This window comes from Thermococcus profundus, assembly GCF_002214585.1.
GTDB lineage: Archaea > Methanobacteriota_B > Thermococci > Thermococcales > Thermococcaceae > Thermococcus > Thermococcus profundus.
This window is the reverse complement of record NZ_CP014862.1, coordinates 450,448-474,895: the sequence shown is the minus strand read 5'-3', so window position 1 is coordinate 474,895 and position 24,448 is coordinate 450,448. Positions and strand designations below refer to the sequence as shown.

General features: G+C 51.8%; 28 protein-coding genes. 15 read left to right on the top strand and 13 right to left on the bottom strand.

Annotation, left to right across the window (positions count from 1 at the left end):
* Window positions 1-3: 3 nt before the first annotated feature.
* The 5 genes from A3L09_RS02560 to A3L09_RS02540 are packed head-to-tail and all read right to left on the bottom strand — an operon-like array spanning window position 4 to window position 3,596.
* Window positions 4-723, bottom strand: a complete 720-nt coding sequence (locus A3L09_RS02560) for a 50S ribosomal protein L2 (RefSeq protein WP_088857489.1) — start codon at window positions 721-723, stop codon at window positions 4-6.
* A 13-nt stretch (window positions 724-736) separates the two neighbouring features.
* The gene (locus A3L09_RS02555; protein ID WP_088857488.1) at window positions 737-997 is read right to left on the bottom strand and encodes a 50S ribosomal protein L23; all 261 of its coding nucleotides are present in this window, start codon (window positions 995-997) and stop codon (window positions 737-739) included.
* Between the two features lie 5 nt (window positions 998-1,002).
* Complete coding sequence (gene rpl4p, locus A3L09_RS02550) at window positions 1,003-1,770, bottom strand: 50S ribosomal protein L4 (RefSeq protein ID WP_088857487.1); 768 nt, start codon at window positions 1,768-1,770, stop codon at window positions 1,003-1,005.
* 10 nt (window positions 1,771-1,780) lie between these two features.
* Window positions 1,781-2,824, bottom strand: coding sequence for a 50S ribosomal protein L3 (locus tag A3L09_RS02545; RefSeq protein WP_088857486.1), 1,044 nt, complete (start codon window positions 2,822-2,824; stop codon window positions 1,781-1,783).
* Between the two features lies 1 nt (window position 2,825).
* Entirely contained in the window at window positions 2,826-3,596 is a 771-nt protein-coding gene (locus A3L09_RS02540; protein WP_088857485.1) for a putative RNA uridine N3 methyltransferase, read from the bottom strand.
* A 257-nt stretch (window positions 3,597-3,853) separates the two neighbouring features.
* Here A3L09_RS02540 and A3L09_RS02535 point away from each other — a divergent pair, with 257 nt between their 5' ends.
* Window positions 3,854-5,032: an ATP-binding protein gene (locus A3L09_RS02535; RefSeq protein WP_088857484.1), complete on the top strand. Its 1,179-nt coding sequence runs from the start codon at window positions 3,854-3,856 to the stop codon at window positions 5,030-5,032.
* A gap of 68 nt (window positions 5,033-5,100) precedes the next feature.
* On the opposite strand, the gene A3L09_RS02530 is transcribed toward A3L09_RS02535, so the two are convergent.
* From A3L09_RS02530 to bgaS, 6 genes are all read right to left on the bottom strand, one after another.
* Window positions 5,101-6,243, bottom strand: a complete 1,143-nt coding sequence (locus tag A3L09_RS02530) for an RNA ligase (RefSeq protein ID WP_088857483.1) — start codon at window positions 6,241-6,243, stop codon at window positions 5,101-5,103.
* A 129-nt stretch (window positions 6,244-6,372) separates the two neighbouring features.
* Window positions 6,373-6,921, bottom strand: a complete 549-nt coding sequence (locus A3L09_RS02525) for a 50S ribosomal protein L16 (RefSeq protein WP_088857482.1) — start codon at window positions 6,919-6,921, stop codon at window positions 6,373-6,375.
* A gap of 86 nt (window positions 6,922-7,007) precedes the next feature.
* A complete protein-coding gene (locus A3L09_RS02520; protein WP_088857481.1) occupies window positions 7,008-8,174 on the bottom strand; it encodes an MFS transporter in 1,167 nt (388 codons plus the stop codon).
* A 46-nt stretch (window positions 8,175-8,220) separates the two neighbouring features.
* Window positions 8,221-8,709 (bottom strand): type II toxin-antitoxin system VapC family toxin, encoded by a 489-nt coding sequence (locus tag A3L09_RS02515; protein ID WP_088857480.1) that lies wholly within the window; start codon window positions 8,707-8,709, stop codon window positions 8,221-8,223.
* Window positions 8,678-8,935: a ribbon-helix-helix domain-containing protein gene (locus tag A3L09_RS02510; protein ID WP_088857479.1), complete on the bottom strand. Its 258-nt coding sequence runs from the start codon at window positions 8,933-8,935 to the stop codon at window positions 8,678-8,680. Before A3L09_RS02510 ends, A3L09_RS02515 begins: the two co-directional genes overlap by 32 nt.
* A complete protein-coding gene (bgaS, locus tag A3L09_RS02505; RefSeq protein WP_088857478.1) occupies window positions 8,935-10,470 on the bottom strand; it encodes a beta-galactosidase BgaS in 1,536 nt (511 codons plus the stop codon). Before bgaS ends, A3L09_RS02510 begins: the two co-directional genes overlap by 1 nt.
* 192 nt (window positions 10,471-10,662) lie before the next feature.
* On the opposite strand from bgaS, the gene A3L09_RS02500 reads away from it, so the two are divergent.
* The 7 genes from A3L09_RS02500 to A3L09_RS02470 all read left to right on the top strand — a co-directional run bounded on the left by A3L09_RS02500 (window position 10,663) and on the right by A3L09_RS02470 (window position 18,835).
* Complete coding sequence (locus A3L09_RS02500) at window positions 10,663-12,522, top strand: ABC transporter substrate-binding protein (RefSeq protein ID WP_088857477.1); 1,860 nt, start codon at window positions 10,663-10,665, stop codon at window positions 12,520-12,522.
* 125 nt (window positions 12,523-12,647) lie between these two features.
* Window positions 12,648-13,622, top strand: coding sequence for an ABC transporter permease (locus A3L09_RS02495; protein WP_198362297.1), 975 nt, complete (start codon window positions 12,648-12,650; stop codon window positions 13,620-13,622).
* Window positions 13,623-14,546, top strand: coding sequence for an ABC transporter permease (locus tag A3L09_RS02490; protein ID WP_088857476.1), 924 nt, complete (start codon window positions 13,623-13,625; stop codon window positions 14,544-14,546).
* Window positions 14,543-15,517: an ABC transporter ATP-binding protein gene (locus A3L09_RS02485; protein WP_088857475.1), complete on the top strand. Its 975-nt coding sequence runs from the start codon at window positions 14,543-14,545 to the stop codon at window positions 15,515-15,517. Before A3L09_RS02490 ends, A3L09_RS02485 begins: the two co-directional genes overlap by 4 nt.
* Window positions 15,510-16,481: an ABC transporter ATP-binding protein gene (locus A3L09_RS02480; RefSeq protein ID WP_088857474.1), complete on the top strand. Its 972-nt coding sequence runs from the start codon at window positions 15,510-15,512 to the stop codon at window positions 16,479-16,481. The genes A3L09_RS02485 and A3L09_RS02480 overlap by 8 nt, the downstream gene beginning before the upstream one ends.
* 368 nt (window positions 16,482-16,849) lie before the next feature.
* Window positions 16,850-18,004, top strand: a complete 1,155-nt coding sequence (locus tag A3L09_RS02475) for a pyridoxal-phosphate-dependent aminotransferase family protein (RefSeq protein WP_088857473.1) — start codon at window positions 16,850-16,852, stop codon at window positions 18,002-18,004.
* Window positions 18,005-18,037: 33 nt separating this feature from the next.
* Complete coding sequence (locus A3L09_RS02470; protein ID WP_088857472.1) at window positions 18,038-18,835, top strand: hypothetical protein; 798 nt, start codon at window positions 18,038-18,040, stop codon at window positions 18,833-18,835.
* Here A3L09_RS02470 and A3L09_RS02465 read toward each other — a convergent pair.
* The gene (locus A3L09_RS02465) at window positions 18,825-19,406 is read right to left on the bottom strand and encodes a P-loop NTPase family protein (RefSeq protein ID WP_088857471.1); all 582 of its coding nucleotides are present in this window, start codon (window positions 19,404-19,406) and stop codon (window positions 18,825-18,827) included. The two genes, A3L09_RS02470 and A3L09_RS02465, sit on opposite strands and share 11 nt — an antisense overlap.
* A 194-nt stretch (window positions 19,407-19,600) precedes the next feature.
* Here A3L09_RS02465 and A3L09_RS02460 point away from each other — a divergent pair, with 194 nt between their 5' ends.
* The 7 genes from A3L09_RS02460 to A3L09_RS02435 all read left to right on the top strand — a co-directional run bounded on the left by A3L09_RS02460 (window position 19,601) and on the right by A3L09_RS02435 (window position 23,559).
* Window positions 19,601-20,509: an asparagine synthetase A gene (locus A3L09_RS02460; protein WP_257789805.1), complete on the top strand. Its 909-nt coding sequence runs from the start codon at window positions 19,601-19,603 to the stop codon at window positions 20,507-20,509.
* Between the two features lie 66 nt (window positions 20,510-20,575).
* Window positions 20,576-20,743 (top strand): hypothetical protein, encoded by a 168-nt coding sequence (locus A3L09_RS10825; protein WP_157727187.1) that lies wholly within the window; start codon window positions 20,576-20,578, stop codon window positions 20,741-20,743.
* Window positions 20,744-20,772: 29 nt separating this feature from the next.
* Window positions 20,773-21,000, top strand: a complete 228-nt coding sequence (locus A3L09_RS02455; protein WP_198362283.1) for a hypothetical protein — start codon at window positions 20,773-20,775, stop codon at window positions 20,998-21,000.
* 25 nt (window positions 21,001-21,025) lie between these two features.
* Window positions 21,026-21,703, top strand: coding sequence for a DUF257 family protein (locus tag A3L09_RS02450; RefSeq protein ID WP_088857469.1), 678 nt, complete (start codon window positions 21,026-21,028; stop codon window positions 21,701-21,703).
* Entirely contained in the window at window positions 21,690-22,427 is a 738-nt protein-coding gene (locus A3L09_RS02445; RefSeq protein WP_088857468.1) for a DUF257 family protein, read from the top strand. The genes A3L09_RS02450 and A3L09_RS02445 overlap by 14 nt, the downstream gene beginning before the upstream one ends.
* On the top strand, window positions 22,396-22,704 hold the full coding sequence (pbp11, locus tag A3L09_RS02440; RefSeq protein ID WP_088857467.1) for a tRNA-binding protein Pbp11: 309 nt from the start codon (window positions 22,396-22,398) through the stop codon (window positions 22,702-22,704). Before A3L09_RS02445 ends, pbp11 begins: the two co-directional genes overlap by 32 nt.
* A 9-nt stretch (window positions 22,705-22,713) precedes the next feature.
* Entirely contained in the window at window positions 22,714-23,559 is an 846-nt protein-coding gene (locus A3L09_RS02435) for a TatD family hydrolase (RefSeq protein ID WP_088857466.1), read from the top strand.
* Window positions 23,560-23,571: 12 nt separating this feature from the next.
* Here the strand turns inward: A3L09_RS02435 and A3L09_RS02430 are convergent, their stop codons facing one another.
* On the bottom strand, window positions 23,572-24,447 hold the full coding sequence (locus A3L09_RS02430; protein ID WP_088857465.1) for a hypothetical protein: 876 nt from the start codon (window positions 24,445-24,447) through the stop codon (window positions 23,572-23,574).
* Window position 24,448: the final 1 nt, after the last annotated feature.

Sequence of the window (24,448 nt, the reverse complement as noted above, 5' to 3'; positions counted from 1 at the left end):
TCATCACTTCCTCCTACCAGTTCTTCTCGCGGCTATGTGACCGACCTTCCTTCCGGGCGGGGCTCTTCTCGAAACGGTCGAGGGCCTTCCGATGTGGTGCTCCTTACCACCGTGCGGGTGGTTGACGGCGTTCATCTTGACACCCCTCGGCTTCGGCCAGAACCTGTTCCTTGCCTTGGCTATGTAGTAAGCCTTACCTGCCTTGACTATCGGCTTCTCGAGCCTTCCGCCGCCGGCAACGACACCGATGGTCGCCCTGCAGCTCGGCTTGAACTGCTTGAGTTCACCGCTCGGAAGCTGGACTATGACCTTGTCCTTCTCCCTGCTGACGACGAGGGCGTAGGAACCGCCGGCCCTGACGTACTTTCCTCCGTCCCCAGGAACGCCCTCGATGTCGTAGACGTAGCTTCCCTCGGGTATCATTGCAAGCGGGAGGGTGTTGCCTATCTTTATCGGGGCGTTCGGCCCGATTGCTATCTCCTCACCGACGAGTATCCCTTCAGGGGCTATGATGAGCTTCTCCATGCCGTTCTCGAACTTAACCCTGGCGACCGGAGCGGTCCTTCCCGGGTCGTGGAGTATCTCGACGACCTTGCCAACGAGGGTCTTCTCTTTGGTAAGGTTGAGCGGAACGTACCTGACCGCGCCCCTGTACCTGTGGGATGGGGCTCTAAAGGTCGTGGTTCCCTTACCTCTCCTCTGCTGAATCAAACTCTTTCCCATCTCACTCACCCCATCAGAACAATCCTATCCTGGCAGCAACCTCACTTGCGTTGTACTCAGGCTTGAGCTTCACGTAGGCCTTCTTCTCGCCCTTCATGGTGATGAGCGTGTTGACCTTCTCAACCTTGACCTCAAACATCGCTTCCACGGCCCTCTTGATGTCCTGCTTGGTGGCCCTCTTGTCCACTATGAAGGTGAGCTTGTTCTCCTTCTCAATGAGGGAGACGGCCTTTTCGGTAACGACCGGCCTTACGATAATCTTGTACGGATCCATCTCCATCACCCGTAGATCTCCCTAAGCTTCTCTATCGCACCCTTGGTCCAGATGGTAAGCCTTCCGGGGTGTGTACCCGGAGCGAGCAGCTCAACGCCGAGGTTCTCAACGGTGACCACGTCAACGCCCGGGTGGTTCCTGGCTCCCTGGACGATGCCCTCGTTCTTGGCAACGACGACGAGCGGGCCCTTTGCCTTCTTGTAGCGCCTTCCGCGCATCTTGCCCTTTCCGGCGCGGATCTTGGTGTTCTTCTTGGCCCTCTCTATGTCATCCCAGACGCCAAGCTTCTTGAATATCTCCCGGGTCTGAGCGGTTTTGAAGACCTTCTCAAGGTCGTCGGTGACTATTATCGGAACCTGCGGAACGTTGTCAACGACGTGCCCCCTCGCTTTTACGAGATCGTAGTTAGCGGTTGCCGCTATGGCGCTCATTATAGCGAGCCTGCGCTCCTTCTTGTTGATGTCCTCCCAAATTATCTTCTCGACCTTGGGCGGGTGGGTTCTCCTTCCGCCGACGGCGAAGGGAACGAAGGCAGCGAACCTCGGGGAGGTCTTTATCCTCTCAACCCTGGCCATCCCGTGGCCCTTTCCGATGTTCTCGGTGACCCTCCTCTTGCCCGCCTGCGGGTCCCTGCCCTGCGGCTGTATCCTGTGGGTCCAGGAAGCGATGACAGCTCTCCTTATGAGATCGGGCCTGTAAGGAGTGCTGAAGACCTTGGGGAGCTCAATCTCCTCTACCGGCTCGCCTTCGAGATTGAAAACCTTAACCTTCATCTATCTCACCTCACTGCTTGGACTCCCTACTGACGTAGGTTATCTGCGGCCTCTTAACCGGCGGCCTCTTCTTCGGTGCCCTTATGGCGGGCCTCACCCTGACGATCCTCTTGAAGGAACCCGGAACGGTTCCCTGGATGAGGAGGAAGTCGCTCCTTATGATTCCGTAGTGCGGGAAGCCGCCCTTTGGGGTTATCTCAATCTCGTGCTTCTCGTCGAGCTTGAGCTTGCCGTTCTCGCCTATTGCTATGAGCCTCTTGTTGAACTCGGTCCTGTGGTGGAAGCCCATCTGACCTGCCTGCGGAACGGTCCACATGACCCTGGTCGGGTGCCACGGGCCGAGGTTGCCGATGTGCCTGCCTTTGCCAGCCCTCTGGGCCTTGTGGAACTGTATCTTGACGCCCCAGCGCTTGACCGGACCCTGGGTTCCCTTACCCTTGGTGACGCCTATGACGTCGAGGAGCTCTCCCTCATGGAGAACCTCGCCCGCGCGGAGCTCATTGCCGATCTTCTCCTTGGCGTAGGCGAACTTCGCTTTGACGTCGTCGCCGCCTATGGCGTACTCCATGACTTCCGGCTTCTTCTTAAGCTTGATGAGCCACGGCTGGGTGTGGACGAGAAGGCGAACGTCGACTATCTCGCCCTCATTGACGAGATCCTCAAGCTGACCGAGCTTGGCCTGGAATGCATCTTCGTTGTAGTCCTTCGGGAGGGTCTTTATCCTCCTCCTGACGTGGTCGTTGAGCTCGTGGAACCAGACCTCGGTTGCAGTTTCGAGACCGAGGTAGCCCTGCCTGTAGGCCCTTATGCCGTAGACGAAGAGCGGGGGAACTTCAACCACCGTAACAGGCATGAAGATCTCCTTGCCCTTCGTGAGCCCTGGCCTGTCGTCGATCATGAGGATGTGGGTCATACCGGCTTTGTAGCCGGCGAAGCCCAGCATCCTGACCTCGCTGTCCTGCGGCCACTTCTTAATTCTCGGGACTATACTCCTAGCCCTCTTTCTCGGGGAGTAAGCCAGTGAACCTCTCCTTGGCCTGTGTATTTTTCCCATCTCAATCCCTCCTTATGAGATTAAACACCGCGAGCGTAGCCAGCAACGCCTCCTCGGTGCGGACGGTAGCCGTCCGCTGATTTGGAATTGTGTTGAGGATTAGATCAAAGCTATAATCCTCCTCGCCGAGGAGCTCCATCACGCCCTTCCTCGGTGAGCCGAAGACCAATCCGACCTCCCCCTCCAGCGGGGGAAGCTTCACATCTCTTATGTCGCGACCCTTCCTCGAGGTCGCGATGACCAAATCCAGCCTGGCCTTTTTAAGTGTTTTCGCCAGAGACTTTCTGCTCAGGTGCACCCTGTACCCCCAGTAATCCTCCGGCTTCGCTGGCATCACTCTGAGCGGCTTTACCGAGACGATTCTGAACGTTGCACGCCCTTCAACGTTCCCCTCGACCATCGCAAGGTCGCCGAGGCCGATATCCGCGTAGACCCGCTTGCCTCTCCTGAAGGCGAAGCCCTCGCGGATTTCTCCAACTTTCGGCTTCCCCTTGAGCTTGTGGTGCGGCGTTCTTAGCGGAGGTATAACGCCGACGTACTTGAGCTCGGACATAATGGGAAAGATCCTCTTCCTGAGGTACTGGGGGGTTTCCGCGTATTCCAAGATAGTCTTGATGAACCTTCCGTCCCTACCGCCAGCCCTGTAGATCCAGATGTGCTCGACGCCGAAGATTGCGCAGGCTCTAGCGATTTGTCCGACCTTGTACGTCCTGATCTTCGGGTCGTCGGTCTCTTCGAGGAGCGAATCTGGAATGAAGACGTGCCAGGCCATTTTTCCGTCATCCTTCGCTGTGGTCACTTCAACGCTGAACTGGGGTCTATGGAGACTATTTAAAAGGCTTTCGAACCCTTCCACCCTTTTTTAGTTTGAGGAGTGTGAAAAATTATTGCAAAGGGGACTTCGCGAAGCCGAAATAACATCTCAAAGGGCATTCGAACCGTATTTGCAATTGAAATACAAATTCCTTATAAATGCATTTGCACTTATACTGCAAAATCTTTATAACTGTCTCCGTGCTATAACCCAACATGATTGAAACACAGAACCCATGGTGGTTTGGAGAACCCGACATAAGCTGGCTCCTCTTCGAAAACCTGCCCTACAGGATAAGGCCAAAGTGGCTCGACGAGCTTTCCAGGGAACCGTTCTCTCTGAACTTCGTGGTCGGCCCCCGGAGGGTGGGAAAAACACTAGGGATAAAACTCCTCATCAGGGAACTGATACAGGATAACCCATACCAAGTCTTTTACTTCAGCTGCGATGTCCTTGAGGATTACAGGGACCTTCTTGAGATTCTAAGGGACTACATTAAGCTCAAAAAAAGAAAAGGGGTAAAGAGCTCTTTCATCTTTCTCGATGAGGTGAGCCTCGTCCGCGACTGGTGGAAAGCAATAAAGTTCCTAATAGACAGCGGGGAGCTCCGGAACGATGTCGTTACCGTTACGGGTTCAATCTCCCTTTTCATCGGGAGGTACGTTGAGACCTTCGGCGGGAGAAGGGGAAAGGGAAAGGACGTATCTGTAACACCCCTGAGCTTCAGGGACTACTACGGCCTCTTCTACGACGACTTCTTCCCGGGGAAGGCCGAGGAGGTCTTCGAAAACTACCTCAAAACCGGAGGTTATCTGGCCTACCTGAACGGAACCCTGAGAGTTGAGGAACTCGTGAGCCTAATAAAGGCCGACCTGAAAGCCCTTGAGCGCTCTACCGGGCTTGCAAGGGAAGTGATGGGAGCCATAATCGATAAAGCTCCCTCCCCGACTTCATTCAATTCCATTGCAAAGGCCGTTGGAATATCCCCCCACACGGCAAGGGATTACGTTGAGATTTTCGAGGCCCTCCGAGTGCTCCTCCAGATCCCCTACCTCGGGGGCGATGGCAGGGTATATCCAAGAAAAGAGAGGAAGCTCGCCCTCAGGGACCCGCTGGTGTCAAAGGCCATGGCGCTCTGGACGCGCAGAGAGGTGGGCAAAGATACACTCTACGAGTGGCTGGTTCAGGAACACCTCTACCGGATCTTTGGAGAAGTCTTCTACTACAGAAACTCCTACGAGATAGATGCAATAGCAGACGGCCTCAGGGTCGAGGTGAAGTCTGGAAGAAACGTTAAAAGTGGAAGATACCCGCGGAACGTCAGGGTGCTCTCAGGGAAGGACGTTCCAGAATTCCTCTACGGGCTCCAACACCGGCCTTCTAGGGAGCGTTAAGCCCACCCTTGAATTGTTCCATATGTAACAAGGAATACCCCACACTTTCTTCTTATCCTGAAACTCCATCAATCCACGAACGCCAGCCCTTTCCATAGATCCCTGATTTCCCTCGTCGCATCTGGATAGACTCGCTTGAAGGTTATCCTCCAGTAGCCGTTCTTTAAATCTTCAATGTCCTCGATGTGAATTTTGACCCCAAGCCTCTCGAAGTGGGTGACCATTCTGTGGGCTGTGCTTATGTTCTTGACCCTCACCGTGAAGACTTCCTCTATATCACCGCCCTGGGCGACCTCGTGAATGCTCTCGACGAAGGGCCTCAGCAGTGCCTTTCCAAGGGCTTTAGCATACTCGTCAAAATCATCGCCCTTAACGTGCTTTTCGGCTAGATAGAAGGCGAGCCTCTTTATCCGCCCCATGAAGTAGCCGTGTGGGAGGTCGAAGAAGATGTGCGAGCCTATCTTTATGTCGTTGATGTTGGCGTAGGGCGTCACGTACTTGGCTATCCTCTTCATGTCGGGCGTCTTCATGACGATGCCTTCCCTATTCTCCCGGCTCAGCCTCTCGATGAGCCCGTAGAGGTCGTCTATCCGTGAACGGTCGAAGAGACCGAAGCGCTCCACCTGCGGTATTCCATACTCCTCCGCCAGCTTGTATCGTTCTTCCACTGGCAGGCTCTTTCCAGTTCCCTTATCCTGGATGTCGAAGAGGAAGAACCGAATGTCCTCCATAACGTAGGGCGGTCCCTCCACTATGTACGGGCTCTCAGGCCCGGCCATCTCTCCAGCGAGGACGAGGTTCGGATAGTCCCCGAAGAACTCAAAGTTAACGAAGTCCCCTATCCTCTCGGTCGTGAACGGGCAGACGAAACCTCCCCTCGTTAGGGCAAGAACCCTATCCCCAACCTTAACGACGCGGACGTTGTAGCCGTCGACCTTCTCCTCAACGTAGAAGGGCCTGTTCTTGAAGACCCGCTTTATCCCGTTCTCAAGCTGGACGACGCGCTTTATGTGGGAAAAACCAAGAACGACTTCTCCGTTCTCGAAGACTACCGTCCCCCTGCGGAAGCCCTTCGCAGAATCCCGAAATCTGATGTACTTGATTCCCTCGAACTCGTCCTCGACTATGCCCCCCTTGCCCTCGAGAACAAGGAGCCTGTCCTCCGGAACGCCGATCTTAAGGAGCAGGCTCATAAAGTACGAGCTTACCATCCTCCCACCACTGGGTTTAGGGCGGCATCGTTAATAATCATTATGAATATACGGAAAACCTGCCAGAAAACCGATCACAAGAAACGCAACAAAAGTTGGTAAAGAAAGCCCGGAGGGCTTAAACGCGCTTCAGCGCTTCATCGTGGAGAGAACCTTGGTGGTGATGTCGTTGCCTTCTTTGTCGTAGATTCTGTAGTAGGCGCTGTATGGGAGCTTCATCTTGGCCCTGTGCATGGCGCCGAGGGCGAACTTGAGGTGGTTCTCGTTCACCCAGACGGTTAGGATCTTCTGGTCCTTCCTGACGCGAGCGGCGAGTCCGATTGGCTTCCCAAATGGCCTCCTCATACCGTTTCCGTAACGGTCGGCCTTCCTTCCTGTGGCCATCGGATTTTCTCTAAGAACCTGGAACGGGAAGACCCTTATCTTGAAGTGGTAGTTGCTCCTTCCGACGTTCTTCTGGAGGTACCTGTTCACCTGAATACGGATGGCCTCGAGGGCGTTCTGCCTTATCTGCATGGCCTGCTCGGCGTGAAGGCTGACCTCGTACTCGAACTCGGCGGAGAGGTTGCCCATGTCGAAGATCGTTATCTTCGGACCGGGGGCACCGCGTATGTACTCCCTTCTCGTGTAAGCGGGCTTGTCAACGTCCCTATCAATCTTGGCTGGTCTCAGTCCCATACTCTCACCTCCAAATGAGCGTAAGCTAAGCCTAAACTTAGCTCCCCCTCGCTTTTATAAAAGTTTTGGAAAGAGCGCAGCATCATCTATCCCAACTTCTCTTTAAGCTTAACGGCTTCCCTCAGAAGGGCTAGTGAAAAGGGAAGAAAGCTTAGAAGGGCCAGATTGACCGTCAAGAACGCATGGAACTCCCCCAGAGAGTAAGCAACTCCGAAGAGCATCCCTCCAAGGAACGTTGACAAGTTCTGTACCCCGTTGACTCCTCCAATAGCCAAGGAGGAACGGTGATAGGAAGCGAGCACCTTCCTCGAAACCGGGCGGAAGCTCTGGAATGCAAAAAGGGCCAGGAAAATTCCAGTAAACACCGTCGGGGCGCTCTTCACCGCGGCCAGAATAGGGGATACTGCCGCTAGGAGTGAGGTCAGCACTACAGTTCTCCTCTCGCTCCCCACATCGGCGAGCCACGAAACGCCGTAGCTGAGCAGCGCCGCCAGGAAACCAGTCCACCCAATCAACGTCGCTGTGGTGGCTTTGTTTAATCCCAGTGCCTCGGAGACATAGACGTACGTTATCTCTCCGGAGGTGAAGGCCACTATGACGGCCATCAGAGACGCTATGACCAAAACCCTCTTCGGGTTCAGGGAGGGTTTCTCCCCGTCGGGCGTTTTCTTTCTCCTGGGGGTTATCCATCCACCTAAGAGGACATAGCTGATCACCATTATGAGACCGGTTATCAGGAAGAAGGCCGAGGAAATCCACATCTGCCCGCTCAGGCCCCATCCAAGGGTGTAAGCATACACGTAGTTACCGAGGAGAGAGGCTATGCTTCCAAAGAAGAAGTAGACGGAGGTGACCCTCGCCCTTATCTCGCCGGGAGTTGTCACTGCTATTACGAACTGCGCCATCGGCCAGCTCAGGCCGTTGAGAAAGCCGTTCAGGAGCTTAATCCCAGCAACCTGAAGCCAAGTGGAGGTTAGGGGATAGAGCTGGACGGCCAGGGCGTTGCCCATCATTGCCAGCGCACCAACGTAAACGAGTCTTTTATCCTTCTCCAGAAGGAGACCCCCGAAGACGGACGTTAGGGCCCTCGCAAGAACAAAGGACATCGAGACCATTGAGACGGAGAGCATCGAGGCCTTGAGGATGTCGCGCGTGTAGAATGCTATCGCAGGGGTGGCGAGGCGGAAGGCCATCGTACCCGTGAAGGCAGAGATTATGAGCAGCAATATCCCCGCAAGGCGTCCGCGCTCCATGAACCAATGATAAAGAAACGAGTATAAAAATCTCTCGAAAGTACCTTTATTTAACGGTGCCAATTTCTACCCCTAACCTCTTCTTTTTTATCTCCTCCTTCGCCAGCTCGCTGACCTCCTCAAAGAACTTCTCAAGACTCACGCAGTCAAGGCCGTACTTTTTGAGTGGTTTGAATCTCTCGGGCTCAGTTGAGACGAGGAGACCTTCAACCATTATTGCGGAAACGCCCGTTAGGAGATCCTCTAGGGGCATGAAAACTCCCTCTTTTATCAGGGAGGATTCTACAGTTACCAGTTTTATCAACAGGTCTCTATCGGGATAAATAGTCCGGTAAATCTCTTCAAAACTGGAGAGGTCTTCCTCGACGTTCCTACCAAGGTAGGCTTTTCCAAGAAAATAAGCGTGGAGGGAGGGAAAAGGTACAAAAACTTCGAACTCGGCAAGTATAAACTCTAAGATATCCCGGTTTCTTTTCCTGTTTATCTCCACCAGCGCAGGTGGGTCAAAGACTACCCTCTTGGGAAGCCTTCTCATGGGTATCTCCCCTTTCCCTCGCTTTCTCTCTATCTTTTATAAGATTAATTATGAGCTCCGCTTCGTCGTCATCGAGGACAACCTTTTCCGTCTTGAGGTCAAACTCTACAAGGTGCCATGCTTCAATGAGCTTTCTGAGCACCTCATCGTATGAACGTGCGTCGAGCTTGGCCTTGAGCTTCTTTATCGTTTCCCAAGTGTCTTCATCAACCGCTATGGTCTTCATCACTCCTCCCCCTTAAGGAATTCATCTTTAAGATCGTCTGGAACTCCATTGTACTGTACTATTTTTCTGTAGGTATCAACGCTCTTCTCCCTTGGGATTCTCTCCTTGGAGATCAGGTCAACCTTGTAGAGACCGAACCTCATGCTGAACCCGAGGGCCCATTCATAGTTGTCTGTAAGCGCCCAGTGCATATAACCTTTTACAGTGTAGCCATTTTCGATTGCCTCTTCTATCTTTGAAACGTGGCTGACAATGTAATACGGCCTTAACATGTCAGCCGAATCGGCTACGCCATTTTCGGTAACGTAAACTGGAACACCATACTTGCTTGCTTCGACGATTGAGTCATAAATACCCTCCGGATAGACCTCCCACCCTATATCGCTGACTGGCCTGTTATCAGCGGACGTTGTGCCAGGTCTGCAGGAGTAGCCGTAGTTGGGGACTCCCTTGAAGGATATCAGCGGTATGCTCGGGAACTTGGGCTCCGAATATCTGACGACCTCACGGGTGTAATAGTTGAGCCCTATCCAGTCGTTCCCCTTTAGATGTCTGACTTTTACAAAGTTTTCGCCATCGAACTCCATATTGAGCCTCCCCTTGTGAATGGCGTCAAAAAACAGTCCGCTGTGGAAGTAGTTGTCGTTTTCGGCCGCTTTAACGTCTTTAGGATCGTTTGGATCTTTGGGATAAGCGACGCCGATGTTGTTATAGATTATGCCAACTTCCGCCGGTGACTTACTGTCGTCGTCAGCTTTCTTGGTGTCGAACCTCTTTATCATCTTATAGGCCAAGGCGTGGGCATTTATCATGTTGAGAATAGCCAGCTTTGCTGCCTCAGGGTTCATGACCCCGGGGGGAAATCCAGAATAAGGGGCTAGGTAGCCAAGCTCAACAACGACCATCGGTTCATTGAAAGTACTCCACATATCCACGAGGTCTCCAAGAGCATGGGCAATGTAAGCTGCATACTTGGCAAATTCAACTACCGTTCTCTGGGAAACCCACCCTATCCTCCCGTTTGTGAGAGCCTTTTCCCTCGCAGCTAGTGGATCATGAATCCATACCGGAAGTGTGAAGTGATTGAGGTTTACAAAGACCTTGAAGCCAAGCTCTCTCAGATGCTGGATAACGCGCCTGTAGTAAATGATCTCCTCCTTGTTGGCCAGTTTGTCAAGTTCATCAAGAGTGGACTTGTCTATTTTAATGTCCTTTATGAGTCCGTAGGTGTCAAGTTCAACTTCTGTGTCCACGGTCCAAGTTGGGCAAGGGAAGACTCTACTCCACTCTATCCCAATCCTGTAAGCGTTGAGACCAAGATCTTTTGCAAGTTTGTGGTCGTTTTCAAAAAGCTCATAGTTGTTAATTCCGTCCTCCGGAAGATCACCACTTACAAGCTCTTTTTTTATGTTAAACGGATCGCGAACCCACTTCCACCAGTCTGTGTTGGGATCTATATGCCTTCTGAGCTTGTCGCCCATCTCAAACTGAAAGCCCGACTGCCCAACTCCCCAGAGGAATTCTTCCGGCATCATCGTATACACCTCCAGTCAAATTACACTGCTACCTCTACTGGATAATTGGGGAGTTCAATTTTATAAATGTTTGGGCAATTTTATAAATTCTTGCCCAGGTTATTATAAAATCTGGGGGAAAATTTATAAGTACTCACTATCTATTACATTACAGACCCCTCTAATTATGAAGTCGGGGTCGAGGTGGTGTCCATGAAGAAACTGTTGGGTGCTCTAATAGCCCTGGTGGTATTTGCAAACGTTTTGAGTTCTGCTGGATACGTCAGTGCAAAGGAGCTACCGAGGGATGAGACCCTCTACGTAGGTGGTGGCCTTTGGAGCCAGCCAAACAACTTCAACCCACTGACCCCATGGGCTGCAGTCACCGGGACAATAGGACTCCTCTACGAGACTTTGTTTATCTACGATCCGCTGAACGACAAACTCGAGCCTTGGCTCGCTGAATCAGGCCAGTGGATAAGTGACAACACCTACGAGATAAAGCTCAGACCCAATCTCAAGTGGCAAGATGGAAAGCCGCTGACCGCGGAGGATGTAAAGTTCACCTTTGAGATCGCCAAGGAAAACGGGGGAGTTGGGTGGTCCCAAATCTGGGGCTGGCTCAGCCAAGTAAAAGTTGTAGACGACAGAACCGTCCAGTTCATATTCAGCAAGCCCCACTATGAAGAATGGAAGTACTGGATATACAACGTTCCAATAATCCCGGAGCACATATGGAAGAACATTAAAGATCCAATTTCTTACCCCAACACCGACAACCCCGTTGGTTCCGGCATGTACAAACTCTACAAGACCGACCAGATGAGAGCTATCTGGGTTAGAAACGACGACTGGTGGGGGATAAAAGTCTTTGGAAAGCCGGCTCCAAAGTACATCGTTTACGTCATAGTTTACAGCAACAACGTGGCCCTCTCGATGCTTGTTAAGGGTGACCTCGACTGGAGCAACTTCTTCATCCCCGGCGTTCCAGACGTGAAGAGCACTTACAAAATAGTAACCTGGTATGATAAAAAGCCCTATCACCTCTCAGCGAACACAGCCTTCCTATTCCTCAATACCCAGAAGGAACCACTTAACAACCCGGAGTTCAGGAGGGCCCTTGCCTATGCAATAGACCCCAAGGAGATCGCCGCAAGGGCAGAGCAGAACCAGGTTCTCCCGGCTGATCCCATTGGACTTCCCCCACTTCCAGTGTTTGAAAAGATAAAGGCGAAGGACCTCGAGGAGAAATACGGCTGGAAGTACGATCCTGAGAAAGCAATGCAGATACTCGACAGCCTCGGCTTTAAGGATACAAACGGTGATGGCTATAGGGAATTCCCCGACGGAAAGCCAATGAAGTTCGAGATAATAGTCCCGTACGGATGGACTGACTGGATGGAAATGATCAGGATCATCAGCGACCAGCTTGGAGCGGTGGGAATACGCGTGGAGCCCAAGTTCCCGGACTACAGCAAGTACTGGGAAGACCTGACAAAGGGAGAGTTCGATATGGCAATAAACAACTTTGGAAGCCAGGTCTACGCGACACCGTGGCAGTGGTTCAACTGGGTTCTCTACCCGAACGTCACACCGGTTGGGAAGCCCTCCTACTCAGGAAACTGGGGCAGATACAAGAACGATAATGTCACCAAACTCCTCGAACTCATAAACACGGAGAAGGACAAAAACAAGAAGCTCCAGTACTACAAAGAGCTCCAAGAGATAATGCTCAAGGACGTACCTGCCATTCCTATAATATACAACGGCGCCTGGTTTGAGGCCAGCCCGGCCCACTGGACCAACTGGCCCACCGAGAAGAACCCCTACGCATACCCAATCTCCTGGAACAACTACTGGCAGATGGGTGGCCTAAAGGTTCTCCTGCACATTAAGCCCGTCAAGAGCGCTACTTCTTCGACCGGGACAACCAGCACGGCTAGTGGCACTACTGGAACTTCCAAGACCACACCTACCACCAGTTCCTCAAAGAAGGGAGGAGGAATCTGTGGGCCGGCGGCAATTGTCGGTCTCGCAGTAGTCCCACTGCTTCTCAGAAGGAAGAAGGGGTGACTTCCCGACACTTTCAATTTTTTACAGTTTTGCGCTTTTAAAATCAAAAACCAGAGTAATCTCATCAGATCAAAAGTGAGAGAAAGACGGAGGGGAAAACTGTGAGCGGAATAAAGAGGTACCTCATGAGGAAGATAACAATTTACATACTAACCTTCTTCTTCGCGGTCACGATAGACTGGGCAATCCCAAGGTTTATGCCGGGGGATCCGGTTTCCGTGCTTTTATCGAGGTTTGCTACCCTGCCAAACGTTGCCGAACATCTCCACTCATACTTCATCCAGTCCTTTGGTCTGGATAAGCCCCTTTGGGAACAATATCTCTCGTTTTGGAAGGCCCTTCTCCACGGAGATTTAGGCGTAAGCATTTACTACTATCCAAAGCCGGTGGCTGAAATCATAAAGAGTGCCCTACCATATGATATTGCCCTTCTCGTGCCTTCAATAGTTCTCAGCTGGATAGTTGGAAACTGGCTGGGGGCCCTGGCAGGTAAGAGCAAGAAGATAGACTCATTTTTAATGCCCGTCTTCTACTTCCTGACAGCTTCACCATACTTCTGGTTCGCAATAGTCCTTGCGTACTTCTTTGGTGTTAAGCTGGATTGGTTCCCTGTTTCGGGTGCATACAGCTACGGCATAATGCCATCACTGAGCTGGGCGTTTATCAAGGACTTTTTACACCACTGGACGCTGCCCTTCCTCAGCCTCTTCCTCGTCCAGCTCGGAGGTTGGGCAATAGGTATGAGAAATATGATAATCTACGAAGTAGAGGCAGATTACGCACGCTATCTTGAGGCGTTGGGCTCATCTGAGAAACTCATACTAAAGCACGCGTTCAGGAACGCTATGCTCCCCCAGGTAACAGGACTCGCGCTCCAGCTCGGCCTCATCGTTGCAGGTGCCCTAACAACAGAAGTAGTCTTCTCATATCCTGGAATAGGCTACGTCCTGATGCAGGGAATACTCAACCAGGATTACTTCCTCATACAGGGATGTTTCCTCATGATAATTCTGAACGTCCTTGTTGCCAACTTCGTGATAGACATACTCTACGTTGTGATCGATCCGAGGGTTAAGTACTCCTACACGGGGGGAGAATGAATGAGGAGCAACACTCTGAAGATCGCCTTGAGGAACAACAAGTTTAAGATAGGCGTTGCAATAGTGAGCTTCTTCATAATTTTCGCTTTAATCGGTCCGATGTTTTCCAAATTTGACCCCCTAGGATACTATGTTGTTAAAATTGGGGAAAGGAGCATCACAAAAGCTTCAACCCCAAACATTCCACCTGGAGGAATAGGGGAGATATTCACACCCCACGGGGTAGTTAAGGTAAAGCATTATCTCGGAACCGACAGCTTTGGAAGGGACCTTTACAGTCAGGTTGTTTATGGCCTTAGGAGTTCACTCTTCGTGGGTCTCGTTGGGGGAGGCCTCGCAACGTTAATCGGCCTCCTGGTGGGATTTGTAGCAGGATACAAAGGCGGTTGGACCGACGAAATACTCATGATGCTAACCAACATCCTGCTCGTGATACCCACCCTAGCCCTTCTAATCATTATAGCCGCCTATGTGACGTACAGGGGCATCCTGATAGAGAGCATTATAATAGGGATTACCGCCTGGCCATGGACTGCAAGGGCCGTTAGGGCACAGACGTTCTCATTGAAGGAGAGAGAGTTCGTGGCGCTGGCTAAGATAGCAGGGATGAGAGACTTGGCCATAATCTTCGAGGAAATAATGCCCAACATGATCTCCTACGTCTTCATGGTCTTCATCCTCCAGTTCGGCGGTGCCATACTGGCCGCAGTGGGTCTTGACTTCATAGGCCTGGGTCCGACCAAGGGGGTATCCCTCGGAATCATCCTCCAGAACGCAGTACTGTGGAACGCAATACAGCTTGGATACTGGTGGTGGGCAATCACGCCGGGACTAGTTATAGCCCTTCTGATAACAGGTCTATACTTCATAAACACCGGCCTCGATGAGGTCTTCAACCCGAGACTCAGGAGGGGTGGGGAATGAGTTTGTTGAGTGTCAAGAACCTCAAAATCTATTATAAGACCCCCGTTGGCTTCGTTAAGGCTGTTGATGGCGTCTCATTTGACGTTAAGGAGGGGGAGGTTTTTGGTATTGCTGGGGAGAGCGGTTGCGGTAAATCCACCCTCGTCAACTCCCTTATCCTTAGGAAGCCCCCAATGACCCACATGGGCGGCGAGGCAATCTTCAAGGGTAAGGACCTAATGAAGTTGGACAAGGAAGAGGAGCGTAAGATAAAATACACCGAATTATCAATCATCCCCCAGTACGCTATGAACGCCCTCAATCCCACGAAGAAGATCAAAGACATCGTCTGGGATTTAGCCAGGGAGCATGGGGCAGAGGACAGGAAGGAGGTTGAAAAGCTTCTTCGAGAAAGGCTCAGGATGGTAAAGCTAAGTGAAAAAGTCGCCGACATGTATCCCATAGAGCTTTCAGGGGGCATGAGGCAGAGGACTACGATGGTGGTTTCAACGCTCATGAATCCTGACTTGTTAATTGCGGATGAGATTACGTCGGCACTTGATGTAACGACGCAGAGGGTCGTTCTCGAGTTGCTACACTACTTCATGCGGGAGGGAATTGTAAAGGCAATAATTTTTGTCACTCATGACCTTTCCCTGCTAGATAAGATAGCCGACAGAGTTATGATACTCTACGCAGGCAAGGTAGCTGAAATCGGGCCTACAGAGGAGGTCATCAACTCGCCGGCACATCCATACACGTCTCTGCTTATTGAGTCCCTGCCTCGTATCGGAGTGCATTATAACCAGACCAAATTGAAGGGTATCCCCGGCTATCCGATTAGTCTACTTAATCCTCCAGCTGGCTGCCGTTTTTACCCAAGATGTCCCTACTCGATGGATGTCTGTCAAAATACTGAACCCAAAATGGTCAGTGTTGGGGATAATCACCTGGCCGCTTGCCATTTATTAGGGGTGAGGAGGAATGAGTGAGCCGTTAGTTAGGATCGAGCATTTAACTAAGCTCTTCACTTCAGGCTTCATTGGAGGCTTCCAGATTAGGGCTGTTGATGATGTCAGCTTTAACATTCGAGAGGGAGAGATTATCTCACTCGTTGGAGAGAGTGGTAGTGGGAAGACTACAGTTGGGAAGCTCATCCTCAGGCTTTTAAAACCCACTTCAGGCCGGATCCTGTTTAGGGGGGAGGATATTAACGAATTCAAGGGAGATAAGCTCAGAAAGTATTATTACAAGCACGTACAGGCGGTTTTTCAGGACCCGTTCGCAAGCTTTAACCCGCTGTACCCCGTGGACAGAGCATTTGATTTGGTGTTTGAGAATTTCCTCCCACACACAAGCAGAGAGAAGAGAGAAGAGCTAATAGCTAAATCCCTGGAAGACGTGGGGCTAAACCCCAACGAAGTCCTTGGAAAATATCCCCACCAGCTCAGCGGCGGCCAGCTCCAGCGCATTCTAATAGCTCGCGCATTGCTTGTCGAACCTTCCCTCCTGGTTGCGGACGAGGCGGTTTCAATGCTCGACGCGAGCACGAGAATAGACGTTCTGAACCTTCTCGGAGAAGTCAGAGACAAGCTGAGGACTTCAGTTCTCTTTGTAACCCATGACCTTGCCCTGGGATACTACATCAGCGACACGACTCTAATAATGTACAGGGGACGTCTAGTGGAGTTTGGAGACACTGAGAAGGTCTTCAAGAATCCCCTTCACCCGTACACCAAGATGCTCTTGGAGAGCGTGCCGGACCTCAACGTAAAATGGGAGTTCAAAGGGGAAATTAAACCGGAAGAAGAAGAAAAGGGGATATACGAAATCACTGGATGCAACTACGCTCCCCGCTGTCCACTTGCAACTGATAAATGCTGGAAGGTTAGACCCAAGGTCATCGAGTTTGAGAAGAAGCACTGGGTTGCCTGCCATAGGACCGGAGAGGGATGACATTACGGTTACCACCGCAGCCGCTGGCCATGGCAACCACCGCTTGGAGGGCGGGCGACCGCCCTCCTCTATTCTTGAAGGAAGCAAGTGTTATGTATACTGCAAACTACTGGATGGAAGGCGGGAAGATATACACCAATAGGAATGAAATCCACCGAAGGTAGAGAGACCTTTCTCATCAACGGGGATTATTCCGAGGCTCCTTCTGCTGCCCATCTTGGTTATATTTTGCTTGGGCGTAGGAAATAATCTTCCCGGACTTTTTTTGTAGGATTCTTTTCAAAAACGAAAAGGTTCCGAAAACAAGGGGTTTCTTCCTATCGAAACCCTTTTTATCCGTGCCAGTATTTAGGATTGAGGTGATGCTGGTGGAGCTGAAGTTTGAGATGACCTACGAAGACGCTTACAGGGAGCTTTACGAGCTTGTCAAGCCGAAGTACAAGCTCTTCACCGCCGGCCCGGTTGCATGCTTCCCCGAGGTTCTCGCGATTATGAGCGTCCAGATGTTCAGCCACCGCTCGGCCGAAGCTAAGGAGGTTCACGTTGATACCCTCAACAGGCTCAAGGCCTTTCTTGAGGCAAACAAAGGAGAGGTAATCCTCTTCCCGAGTTCCGGAACGGGCTTCATGGAGGCCGCCGTCAGAAACACCGTCCCGCGCGGAGGAAAGGTTCTCGTCACTGTCATCGGCGCATTTGGAAAGCGCTTCGCAGATGTAGTCAAGGCCAACGGGAGGGAGGCTGTAGTCCTTGAGAAAGAGCCTGGGCAGGCAATAAAGCCGGAGGAGCTCGATGAAGCACTCAAGAAGAACCCGGACGTTCATGCAGTTACCATAACCTACAACGAGACCTCCACCGGTGTTTTAAACCCGCTCCCTGAGCTGGCCAAGGTAGTTCACGAGCACGACAAGCTCCTCTTCGTCGACGCTGTTTCAGCCATGGGTGGGGCCGACATAAGGTTTGACGAGTGGGGAATCGATTTGGTCTTCGCGAGCAGCCAGAAGGCCTTTGGCGTTCCGCCTGGGCTGGCGGTGGCAGCGGTCAGCGAGCGTGTCTTTGAGATAGCTGAGAAGATGCCGGAGCGCGGCTGGTACTTCGATCTACCACTGTACAAGAAGTTCAACGAGAAGAAGAAGGGAACGCCCTCAACCCCACCGCTACCGCAGATATTCGGCCTCAACGTCGTGCTCAGGATAGTTGAGAAGATGGGCGGAAAGAAGGAGTGGCTCGGCATGTACAGGAAGAGAAGCGAGAGGATCAGGGAAGGCGTCAAGGAGATGGGCCTTGGAATTCTGGCTGAACCCGGCCACGAGAGCCCGACGATCACCGCCGTTGTCGTTCCAGAGGGCATGAAGGGCGTTGACGTTTACAATGCCATGAGGAAGAGGGGCTTCGAGCTGGCCAAGGGCTACGGAAGCGTTGCTGAGAAGACCTTCAGGATTGGAAACATGGGCTACATGACCTTCGAGGACATTGAGGATATGCTCGCCAACCTCCGCGAGGTCATAGAAAGGCTTAAGGGATGATCATCCCTCTATTTTTTTATTGAAGTGGTGGGTATGATCCCAAAAAAGAAATTGGTAGCAATCACCATCTGGCTCATTTTAAACGTCATCATCTTCTGGTTCGTAGGTCTCGTCTCAAGCGGCTACTCTCTGGAAGGATACCTTCCAGGACAGAGCGACAGGGTGGAGTGGTACGCTCCGGTTGTCCACACAACTCCCGGCGACGAGCCCATGGGCATTCTCTACATGGTGGATCGCCACGGAACAATATACTACTACATCGTCTGGCAGGACGAGTACTTCTCAAACTCCCTTATAGACAAACTCTACCGCTTCCTCAGGGGGCTAGTCTACGGAGGAGCGACCGAGGACATAGAAGTCGTGAGGGTGAACCCGAACAACGGCACGTTCTACTTCCAGACTTATAGACACACGGCCATCCACGGGAAGCTATTCCCTAACGGGAGCTGCGTACTGGCCGATGAAAACAGCATCATTCAAAACTGCTCCGTAAACGGAACCCATCTGAGGATGTACGTCGTCACGTGGAACCACATGCTCTCCCTCAACCCGGAGGCTGGGACGAAGGGAACATTCCTGCCAATGAGGCGCATGAGCCCGGACGATTACGTTTCCCTTGGGATGTTCAGGAGAACCCAGAAGACCATAGGAGGCGTTACGGTGAGTGCACTCGGTGTGGCGGTTGCGGCAACGCTGCTCCTCAACGGGGTTCTCTATTGGGCATGGAGGAGGGGATACCTGACGGAGGAAAACCGGAGAAAGGCTAGAAAAGGGACGAAGAGCGCTGTAAGGGACACGTGGGATTCACTGATAAGAGAGCTCAAGCGATAAGTTCCAGAGCCCCATCCTTTACCAGGTATATCCTGTTTATCCTCTTTGCCCCAGTTCTCCAGTCCCTCTTGAGCTCAACCACGATGTCAAACTTGTCGAAGGTCTCATCGTCCAGGCGGAGCCAGTGCTTCACCTCGGCTTTTATATCGTCCGCAAGGGCCAGGGAAGTAACGATGAATGCGTAATCGTCGATCAGCTCCCTGAACACCCGGGCAACGTCGATGGTGTGAATCGTGTCAATGACGACGTAGTCGGGATTTATCGCCTTTATCTTTTCGATAACATCGGAAGTGCGCCTTTCTAGAGGCTGACTGTCGAACTGGGTGTCTATGACGACTATGTTGGGCCTAAAGGGTTTGAACTCGCCGTAGGCCGTGACAACGGCTACTTTTCGGTCGTCCGGGATGAAGTGGATCAAGGCCTCAACGAGCTTCGTCTTTCCAGATCTGCTGGAACCGGCGATGAGGATGTCCTTCCTGCTCAAAATGGCCTCTTTAAGAACCTCAAGCTGTTCTTCAGTTGCAGACCCATAGCGAACGAGGTCTTCGGGGGTGAATATGTAGACTCCCATGCTTTGACCACCGTACATGATTCTCGGGGAACGTTATAATGCTATCGCCAAGGGGATATCCTAAACGTCAATTTGTCCATAAAAACTTGTCATAAAATCAAAACAATCGTTGATTAAATGTCGATTTTTGCCCAAAATTCAAGTTTATTTGCATAAAAGCCATAAAGGATGAAGTCACTGACAGTAATCAGGTGATAAATATGAACGCTCTCCAAATTGTTACAAGAAAGATTGAACCAATAATGGAAGTTCAGACGAGGACCATTGACTATATGACAAGATATCTGGTAGGCAAGGGATTCAAGTGGATGCTCCCCGTGATGCTCAGCTCAATAACCGACCCCCTGTGGCCGGATCCGGCGGCGGAGGAGGCACTGAAGCCGCCTGAGGTCGAAGTCTACGGCTCCAAGCTGAGGCTGACCCACAGCATGATACTCCATAAGCAGATGGCTGTCGCAATGGGGATAGACAGGCTCTTCATTCTCTCCCCAAACATCAGGCTCGAAGGTAGAGAAGCCGACGACGGCAGGCACGCCTACGAGTTCACCCAGCTCGACTTTGAGATAGCCGGCGCGAGCATGGACGACGTCATGACCCTCATCGAGGGACTCATCAGCGGCCTCTTCAGGGAGGCAAGAAGCTGGGGGCTTGAGCGCGAGGTTCCCAGGGTGAGGGCACCCTTCAAGCGCTTCACGCTGGAGGAGATAGTCGAGGAGTTCGGAAGCGAGGACGAGGCTAGCAGGCTGATGGAGGAGCCATTCTGGGTAACTGACATCGAGAGGGAGTTCTACGACAGGGAGGATCCAGAGAGACCAGGTCACTTCAGGAACTACGATCTCTACCTGCCGGAAGGCTATGGAGAAGTCTCGAGTGGCGGCGAGAGGGAGTGGCAGTATGAGGTGATAGTTCGCAAGATGAAGAGGGCAGGAATAAGCCTCGAAGCCTTCAGGCCCTACCTTGAGGTCGCGAAGGCTGGCCTCCTGAGGCCAAGTGCAGGAGCTGGTATAGGCGTCGAGAGGCTCATCCGCTACATGGTGGGGGCAGGACACATAGCCGAAGTGCAGCCGTTTCCGAGGATTCCTGGGGTTCCTGCCGTTATCTGACCGCAGTCCGTCTCTTCTTTCCGAATTCTTTAAGAAGGGAAAGATCCAGCCATACTAGGGATTCCTATGAGGAAAAGCATGTTTCCGGCACTGGGGAAGTTTAGAGCCTACCTCAACACCGCAAGCATAGGACTCATGCCCCTAACGGTTCTCCACGAGGTAAGTAAACTCCTAACGGACGTCCTCGACTTTGAGGGAGATGTGAACTCCGTTGACCTCAAACTGAGAGGATAAATGACGAGGCAATCAGCGCGGGACTTGAGGTGTTCACAGAGGGCTCGGCGATAGTTACGATAAAAACCGGCCTGAGCTACGGGAGAGAAGAGGAGATCCACAAGAAGCTCGCGGAGAATGGAATAGCTGTCAGCCACCGCGGGGTTTTGGGACACTACGGGATAAGGGCATCGCCGCACATCTACAACACCGTTGAAGACGTCGAGGTATTCCTAGAAGAGCTGATGGCATCCCTCAAAACATTTATATCAACGTAGATGCAATGTACAATAAGGTGAGATCATGGAGCTCGAGCCCGCGGTTGGGATAGTGGAAAAAACCCACCCGGGGGAGACGGTTCTACTGGAGTACGTCCCCTCGTACATACCGGAGTTCACGCTCAAGTTCTTCATCGAGTACTGCAGGGAAAAGGGCATCCCCCTCCTAATAGATGATAACTTCGACACCCTCTACATCCTCAAAACCCATCTAGAAAAGCTCGACGTTGAAATAGACCTCAGCGACGTCCTCGTCGTAAAGACCGGAGGAAGAAAGAATGTGGGGAAGGTTCTGGCAACTGTAAAGTTTCACCCTGACCCCAGGGTGTACACAAGAGAGTACATGAAGGCCGTTAAGCCTGCGATGGCCAAGTTGGAGGGAACTTTCATAAACTTAGTTGTAGGCGTAGAGCACTTATTCCTACTGTCCAGGAATTTAAGAGACCGATATTCAATAATACTAACAATTCAGAAGTTCACGGGGGCCCCAACCAGAAAAGCATTCTATCTAGTTAACAAAGAAATACTGGAGGACATGAGCCCCACTGTTCTGCATGAAATAGAGCGAGTGGCAACGGCCGTGATGAGCATGGAACCAATGCCTGCAGGGGCAAAGGTAAAGGTGGTAAAAAGCCTCAATCTCAAGGATGTGGGGAAAACCATCCCAATACAACTTGGAGGTGATCTGATTGGAAGAACCTAACGGCCCTCTACAGTTACTGGACAGTATTGAGAGCCTTCTGAAAAAGCTGAAGCCAGGAGGCATGACTCTAATCGAGAACGAATCATCCATGGGGGCGGAGATGACGTTATACGTCCTCTCAAAGTACGCAAAAAAGATGGGAATGAGCATTATCATTGAGGACGTCCTCGATATATTCCCTCTCTACGTCAAGCACATGGAAATGATGGGACTAGGTATAGACTTGAATTCAGTGGAAGTAATCAAGATAGGGGGTTCAGAGGATTATGGGAAAGTGGCAGGGAGGATAAATGTATCAGATGATCCCGAGGTGTACACGAGAAAGAGAAGGGACTACCTAAGGGAGAAGAAAAAACACCTCCTAATAAACCCTGGATTGGAGAGGTACTTGGCATTTCACAACGATTTCAGTTCAGTTTACGCTCTAATCAACTCCATAAAATCCTCAATGGATACCAATGTTAGGTTCAACGTTTACATCGTTGATGTGCCGATTCTGGAGAATCTTGAACTCAACCCACTCCCGATCCTCGAGGACATAGCCACATCCGTGGTTCACCTTCAGGACACTGGAGAGTATTTAGACATCAGGTTCAAAAAGTCGATCTTCACTCTTATGTATGACATCAACAGGGTACTGGTGTCTCCAAAGGACATCGTCTCATGGGGCGAGAGAATTGGGGGGAATTCTGATGGGCCTTCTGGGGTTCCTGAGGAGAGGTAACCAGAGCGTTGAGGTAGTCTCCAGGAGACCCACAGGAAGGTTCCGCGTGGAGAAGAAACTGACGGTTTTAAATCGCCAAGTTTTGGTGGGGGAGGTCGTTGAGGGGATAATCTATCCGGGCTACAAGGTCAAGGGGAGGAAAGCGAGCCCTGTGATGAGGATAGAGAAGGATCACAGGGAAGTTGAGTTCGCGATCTCAGGCGACAAAGTTGCCCTCATTCTTGAAAGGGAGATCCCCTGTGAGAAGGGGGAGGATCTGGAGATATACCAGTCGTGAGGTGATGGTATGATAATCTGGGACGACCACTTTCACGTTGATCCCTACCACGGCCTCTTTCTGGAAGCTGTTAAGGAGTTCCACAGAGCTGGAGGAACGCACCTCGTCGTGGTCTACAAAACGGCTCACGACTACGGCTTCCCGGGGCTAAAGGCTGAGGATTTCATGAAGGCGATGGACTTCCACCTTGAGCTCGTTGAAAGGATAAACAGGGAGACCCCAGTTAAAGCCTACGCGGTCGTTGGGGTTCACCCGGCAGAGTTCGATTATCTGGCAAGGGAAAAGGGCCTCGAGTACGCGAAGAACGAGGTAATGAAGGCGCTCGAGTACGCCCAGGGGCTCTGCCTGGAGGGAAAGGCGATAGGAATAGGTGAAATAGGCAGGCCGCACTACCCGGTTCCCGATGAAATTTGGGAAGCCAGCATAGAGCTCATGAAGTACGGCATGAGACTCGCCAAGGAGGCAGACTGCGCGGTCCAGCTGCACACTGAGAGCTTTGATGAGGAGAAGTTCAGGGAGCTCGGAAGATACGTGAATGAAGTGGGGATAAAGCCCCACAAGGTCGTCAAGCACTTCTCGCCTCCTCTTGTAAAGGTCGCCGAAGAGGTCGGCGTCTTTCCGAGCGTGATAGCGAGCAGGAAGAACATCAAAGCTGCCATAGAGCAGGGAAACCGGTTCATGATGGAGACCGATTACATAGACGATAGGAGAAGACCCGGAGCCGTTCTCGGACCCAAGACCGTACCAAAGAGAACGAAAGCATTCCTCCAGAACGGCATCTTCACAGAGGAGGACGTGTACAGAATACACGTTGAGAACCCAGAGAAGGTCTACGGGGTCGAAGTGAAGGAGTAGAAAGGAAAACCGTCAGATGGCCTCAGATCTCTCGTTGGAGTATACAACGTATCTGACTCCGTCCACAACCACGTCCCTGACCTTCCTTACTTTTCTCTCAACTCCATCCCTCATCAGGAGCACTGAGTCCGGGGGTTTTCCGTTGAGATCAAAAGAGTACGTAAACTCCCTGAGCTGCCTGTTGCCGTAGTCCTTGATTGTCAAAACGGTGTTTCCCCAAATTTCGGAGACAGAGACTTCGTAAGCTGGTCCAAGCTCTACCTTCGCCTTAACGAAGGCGACCGTTTTTCTGGCATGCCCCGGCAGGAATCCAACGAGGGCCGCCAGCCCTAGTACGAAGACAACGACCGTAAGGGAATAAGGGGGAAGGGAAACCGAGAGGGCCACCTCCTTGTAGTAGAGGAGTGAGAGCACCCCCGCTGAGAGCAACAGAAGAACAACTGAACCGAGAACCCCGTGGAGTGCCCCGTCGTAGCCCTCTACCCCCCATTCCTCCAGCCGGTTGGCACGCTTAACGGTATCATCGAGGGTGTGGGCCAGGGGGAGGGATACCACCAAGTAAGCCAGGTAGGTTAAGTTGAGACCCCAGGGGCTAAGATTTACCCCGAAGTACTCCATAACCCTGTTGAAAACGCCGAGAACGAGGATAGGAGGTATAACGTAGATCCAGGAGAGGAACTTTATGATCCTGGCGGTACTCCCGAGTACCGATGCGGAAACAAAGAGCGCTCCGAAGAGGGACAGAAGGAGTATGCGAGGGGAGATGAACGGGAAGTACGATGAGATCAGCTCACCTGCCCCCGGAACAGCCAGCACCGCATCCACAAGGCCCAGCACAAGGGGAACGACAAGGAGGGCTTTGAGAGAGTACGCCGTTGCCTTTATCACT

Excerpts from the sequence above, each read along its gene's own strand:
- pbp11 (WP_088857467.1), top strand. The coding sequence starts at position 22,396 with ATGGGCCTTCTGGGGTTCCTGAGGAGAGGTAACCAGAGCGTTGAGGTA.
- A3L09_RS02490 (WP_088857476.1), top strand. The coding sequence starts at position 13,623 with ATGAGGAGCAACACTCTGAAGATCGCCTTGAGGAACAACAAGTTTAAG.
- A3L09_RS02485 (WP_088857475.1), top strand. The coding sequence starts at position 14,543 with ATGAGTTTGTTGAGTGTCAAGAACCTCAAAATCTATTATAAGACCCCC.
- A3L09_RS10825 (WP_157727187.1), top strand. The coding sequence starts at position 20,576 with ATGAGGAAAAGCATGTTTCCGGCACTGGGGAAGTTTAGAGCCTACCTC.
- A3L09_RS02450 (WP_088857469.1), top strand. The coding sequence starts at position 21,026 with ATGGAGCTCGAGCCCGCGGTTGGGATAGTGGAAAAAACCCACCCGGGG.
- A3L09_RS02525 (WP_088857482.1), bottom strand. The coding sequence starts at position 6,921 with ATGGGACTGAGACCAGCCAAGATTGATAGGGACGTTGACAAGCCCGCT.
- rpl4p (WP_088857487.1), bottom strand. The coding sequence starts at position 1,770 with ATGAAGGTTAAGGTTTTCAATCTCGAAGGCGAGCCGGTAGAGGAGATT.
- A3L09_RS02510 (WP_088857479.1), bottom strand. The coding sequence starts at position 8,935 with ATGAAGACCATAGCGGTTGATGAAGACACTTGGGAAACGATAAAGAAG.
- A3L09_RS02555 (WP_088857488.1), bottom strand. The coding sequence starts at position 997 with ATGGATCCGTACAAGATTATCGTAAGGCCGGTCGTTACCGAAAAGGCC.
- A3L09_RS02530 (WP_088857483.1), bottom strand. The coding sequence starts at position 6,243 with ATGGTAAGCTCGTACTTTATGAGCCTGCTCCTTAAGATCGGCGTTCCG.
- A3L09_RS02480 (WP_088857474.1), top strand. The coding sequence starts at position 15,510 with ATGAGTGAGCCGTTAGTTAGGATCGAGCATTTAACTAAGCTCTTCACT.
- A3L09_RS02515 (WP_088857480.1), bottom strand. The coding sequence starts at position 8,709 with ATGAGAAGGCTTCCCAAGAGGGTAGTCTTTGACCCACCTGCGCTGGTG.
- A3L09_RS02465 (WP_088857471.1), bottom strand. The coding sequence starts at position 19,406 with ATGGGAGTCTACATATTCACCCCCGAAGACCTCGTTCGCTATGGGTCT.
- A3L09_RS02535 (WP_088857484.1), top strand. The coding sequence starts at position 3,854 with ATGATTGAAACACAGAACCCATGGTGGTTTGGAGAACCCGACATAAGC.
- A3L09_RS02520 (WP_088857481.1), bottom strand. The coding sequence starts at position 8,174 with ATGGAGCGCGGACGCCTTGCGGGGATATTGCTGCTCATAATCTCTGCC.
- bgaS (WP_088857478.1), bottom strand. The coding sequence starts at position 10,470 with ATGATGCCGGAAGAATTCCTCTGGGGAGTTGGGCAGTCGGGCTTTCAG.
- A3L09_RS02435 (WP_088857466.1), top strand. The coding sequence starts at position 22,714 with ATGATAATCTGGGACGACCACTTTCACGTTGATCCCTACCACGGCCTC.
- A3L09_RS02560 (WP_088857489.1), bottom strand. The coding sequence starts at position 723 with ATGGGAAAGAGTTTGATTCAGCAGAGGAGAGGTAAGGGAACCACGACC.
- A3L09_RS02470 (WP_088857472.1), top strand. The coding sequence starts at position 18,038 with ATGATCCCAAAAAAGAAATTGGTAGCAATCACCATCTGGCTCATTTTA.
- A3L09_RS02540 (WP_088857485.1), bottom strand. The coding sequence starts at position 3,596 with ATGGCCTGGCACGTCTTCATTCCAGATTCGCTCCTCGAAGAGACCGAC.
- A3L09_RS02545 (WP_088857486.1), bottom strand. The coding sequence starts at position 2,824 with ATGGGAAAAATACACAGGCCAAGGAGAGGTTCACTGGCTTACTCCCCG.
- A3L09_RS02495 (WP_198362297.1), top strand. The coding sequence starts at position 12,648 with ATGAGGAAGATAACAATTTACATACTAACCTTCTTCTTCGCGGTCACG.
- A3L09_RS02500 (WP_088857477.1), top strand. The coding sequence starts at position 10,663 with ATGAAGAAACTGTTGGGTGCTCTAATAGCCCTGGTGGTATTTGCAAAC.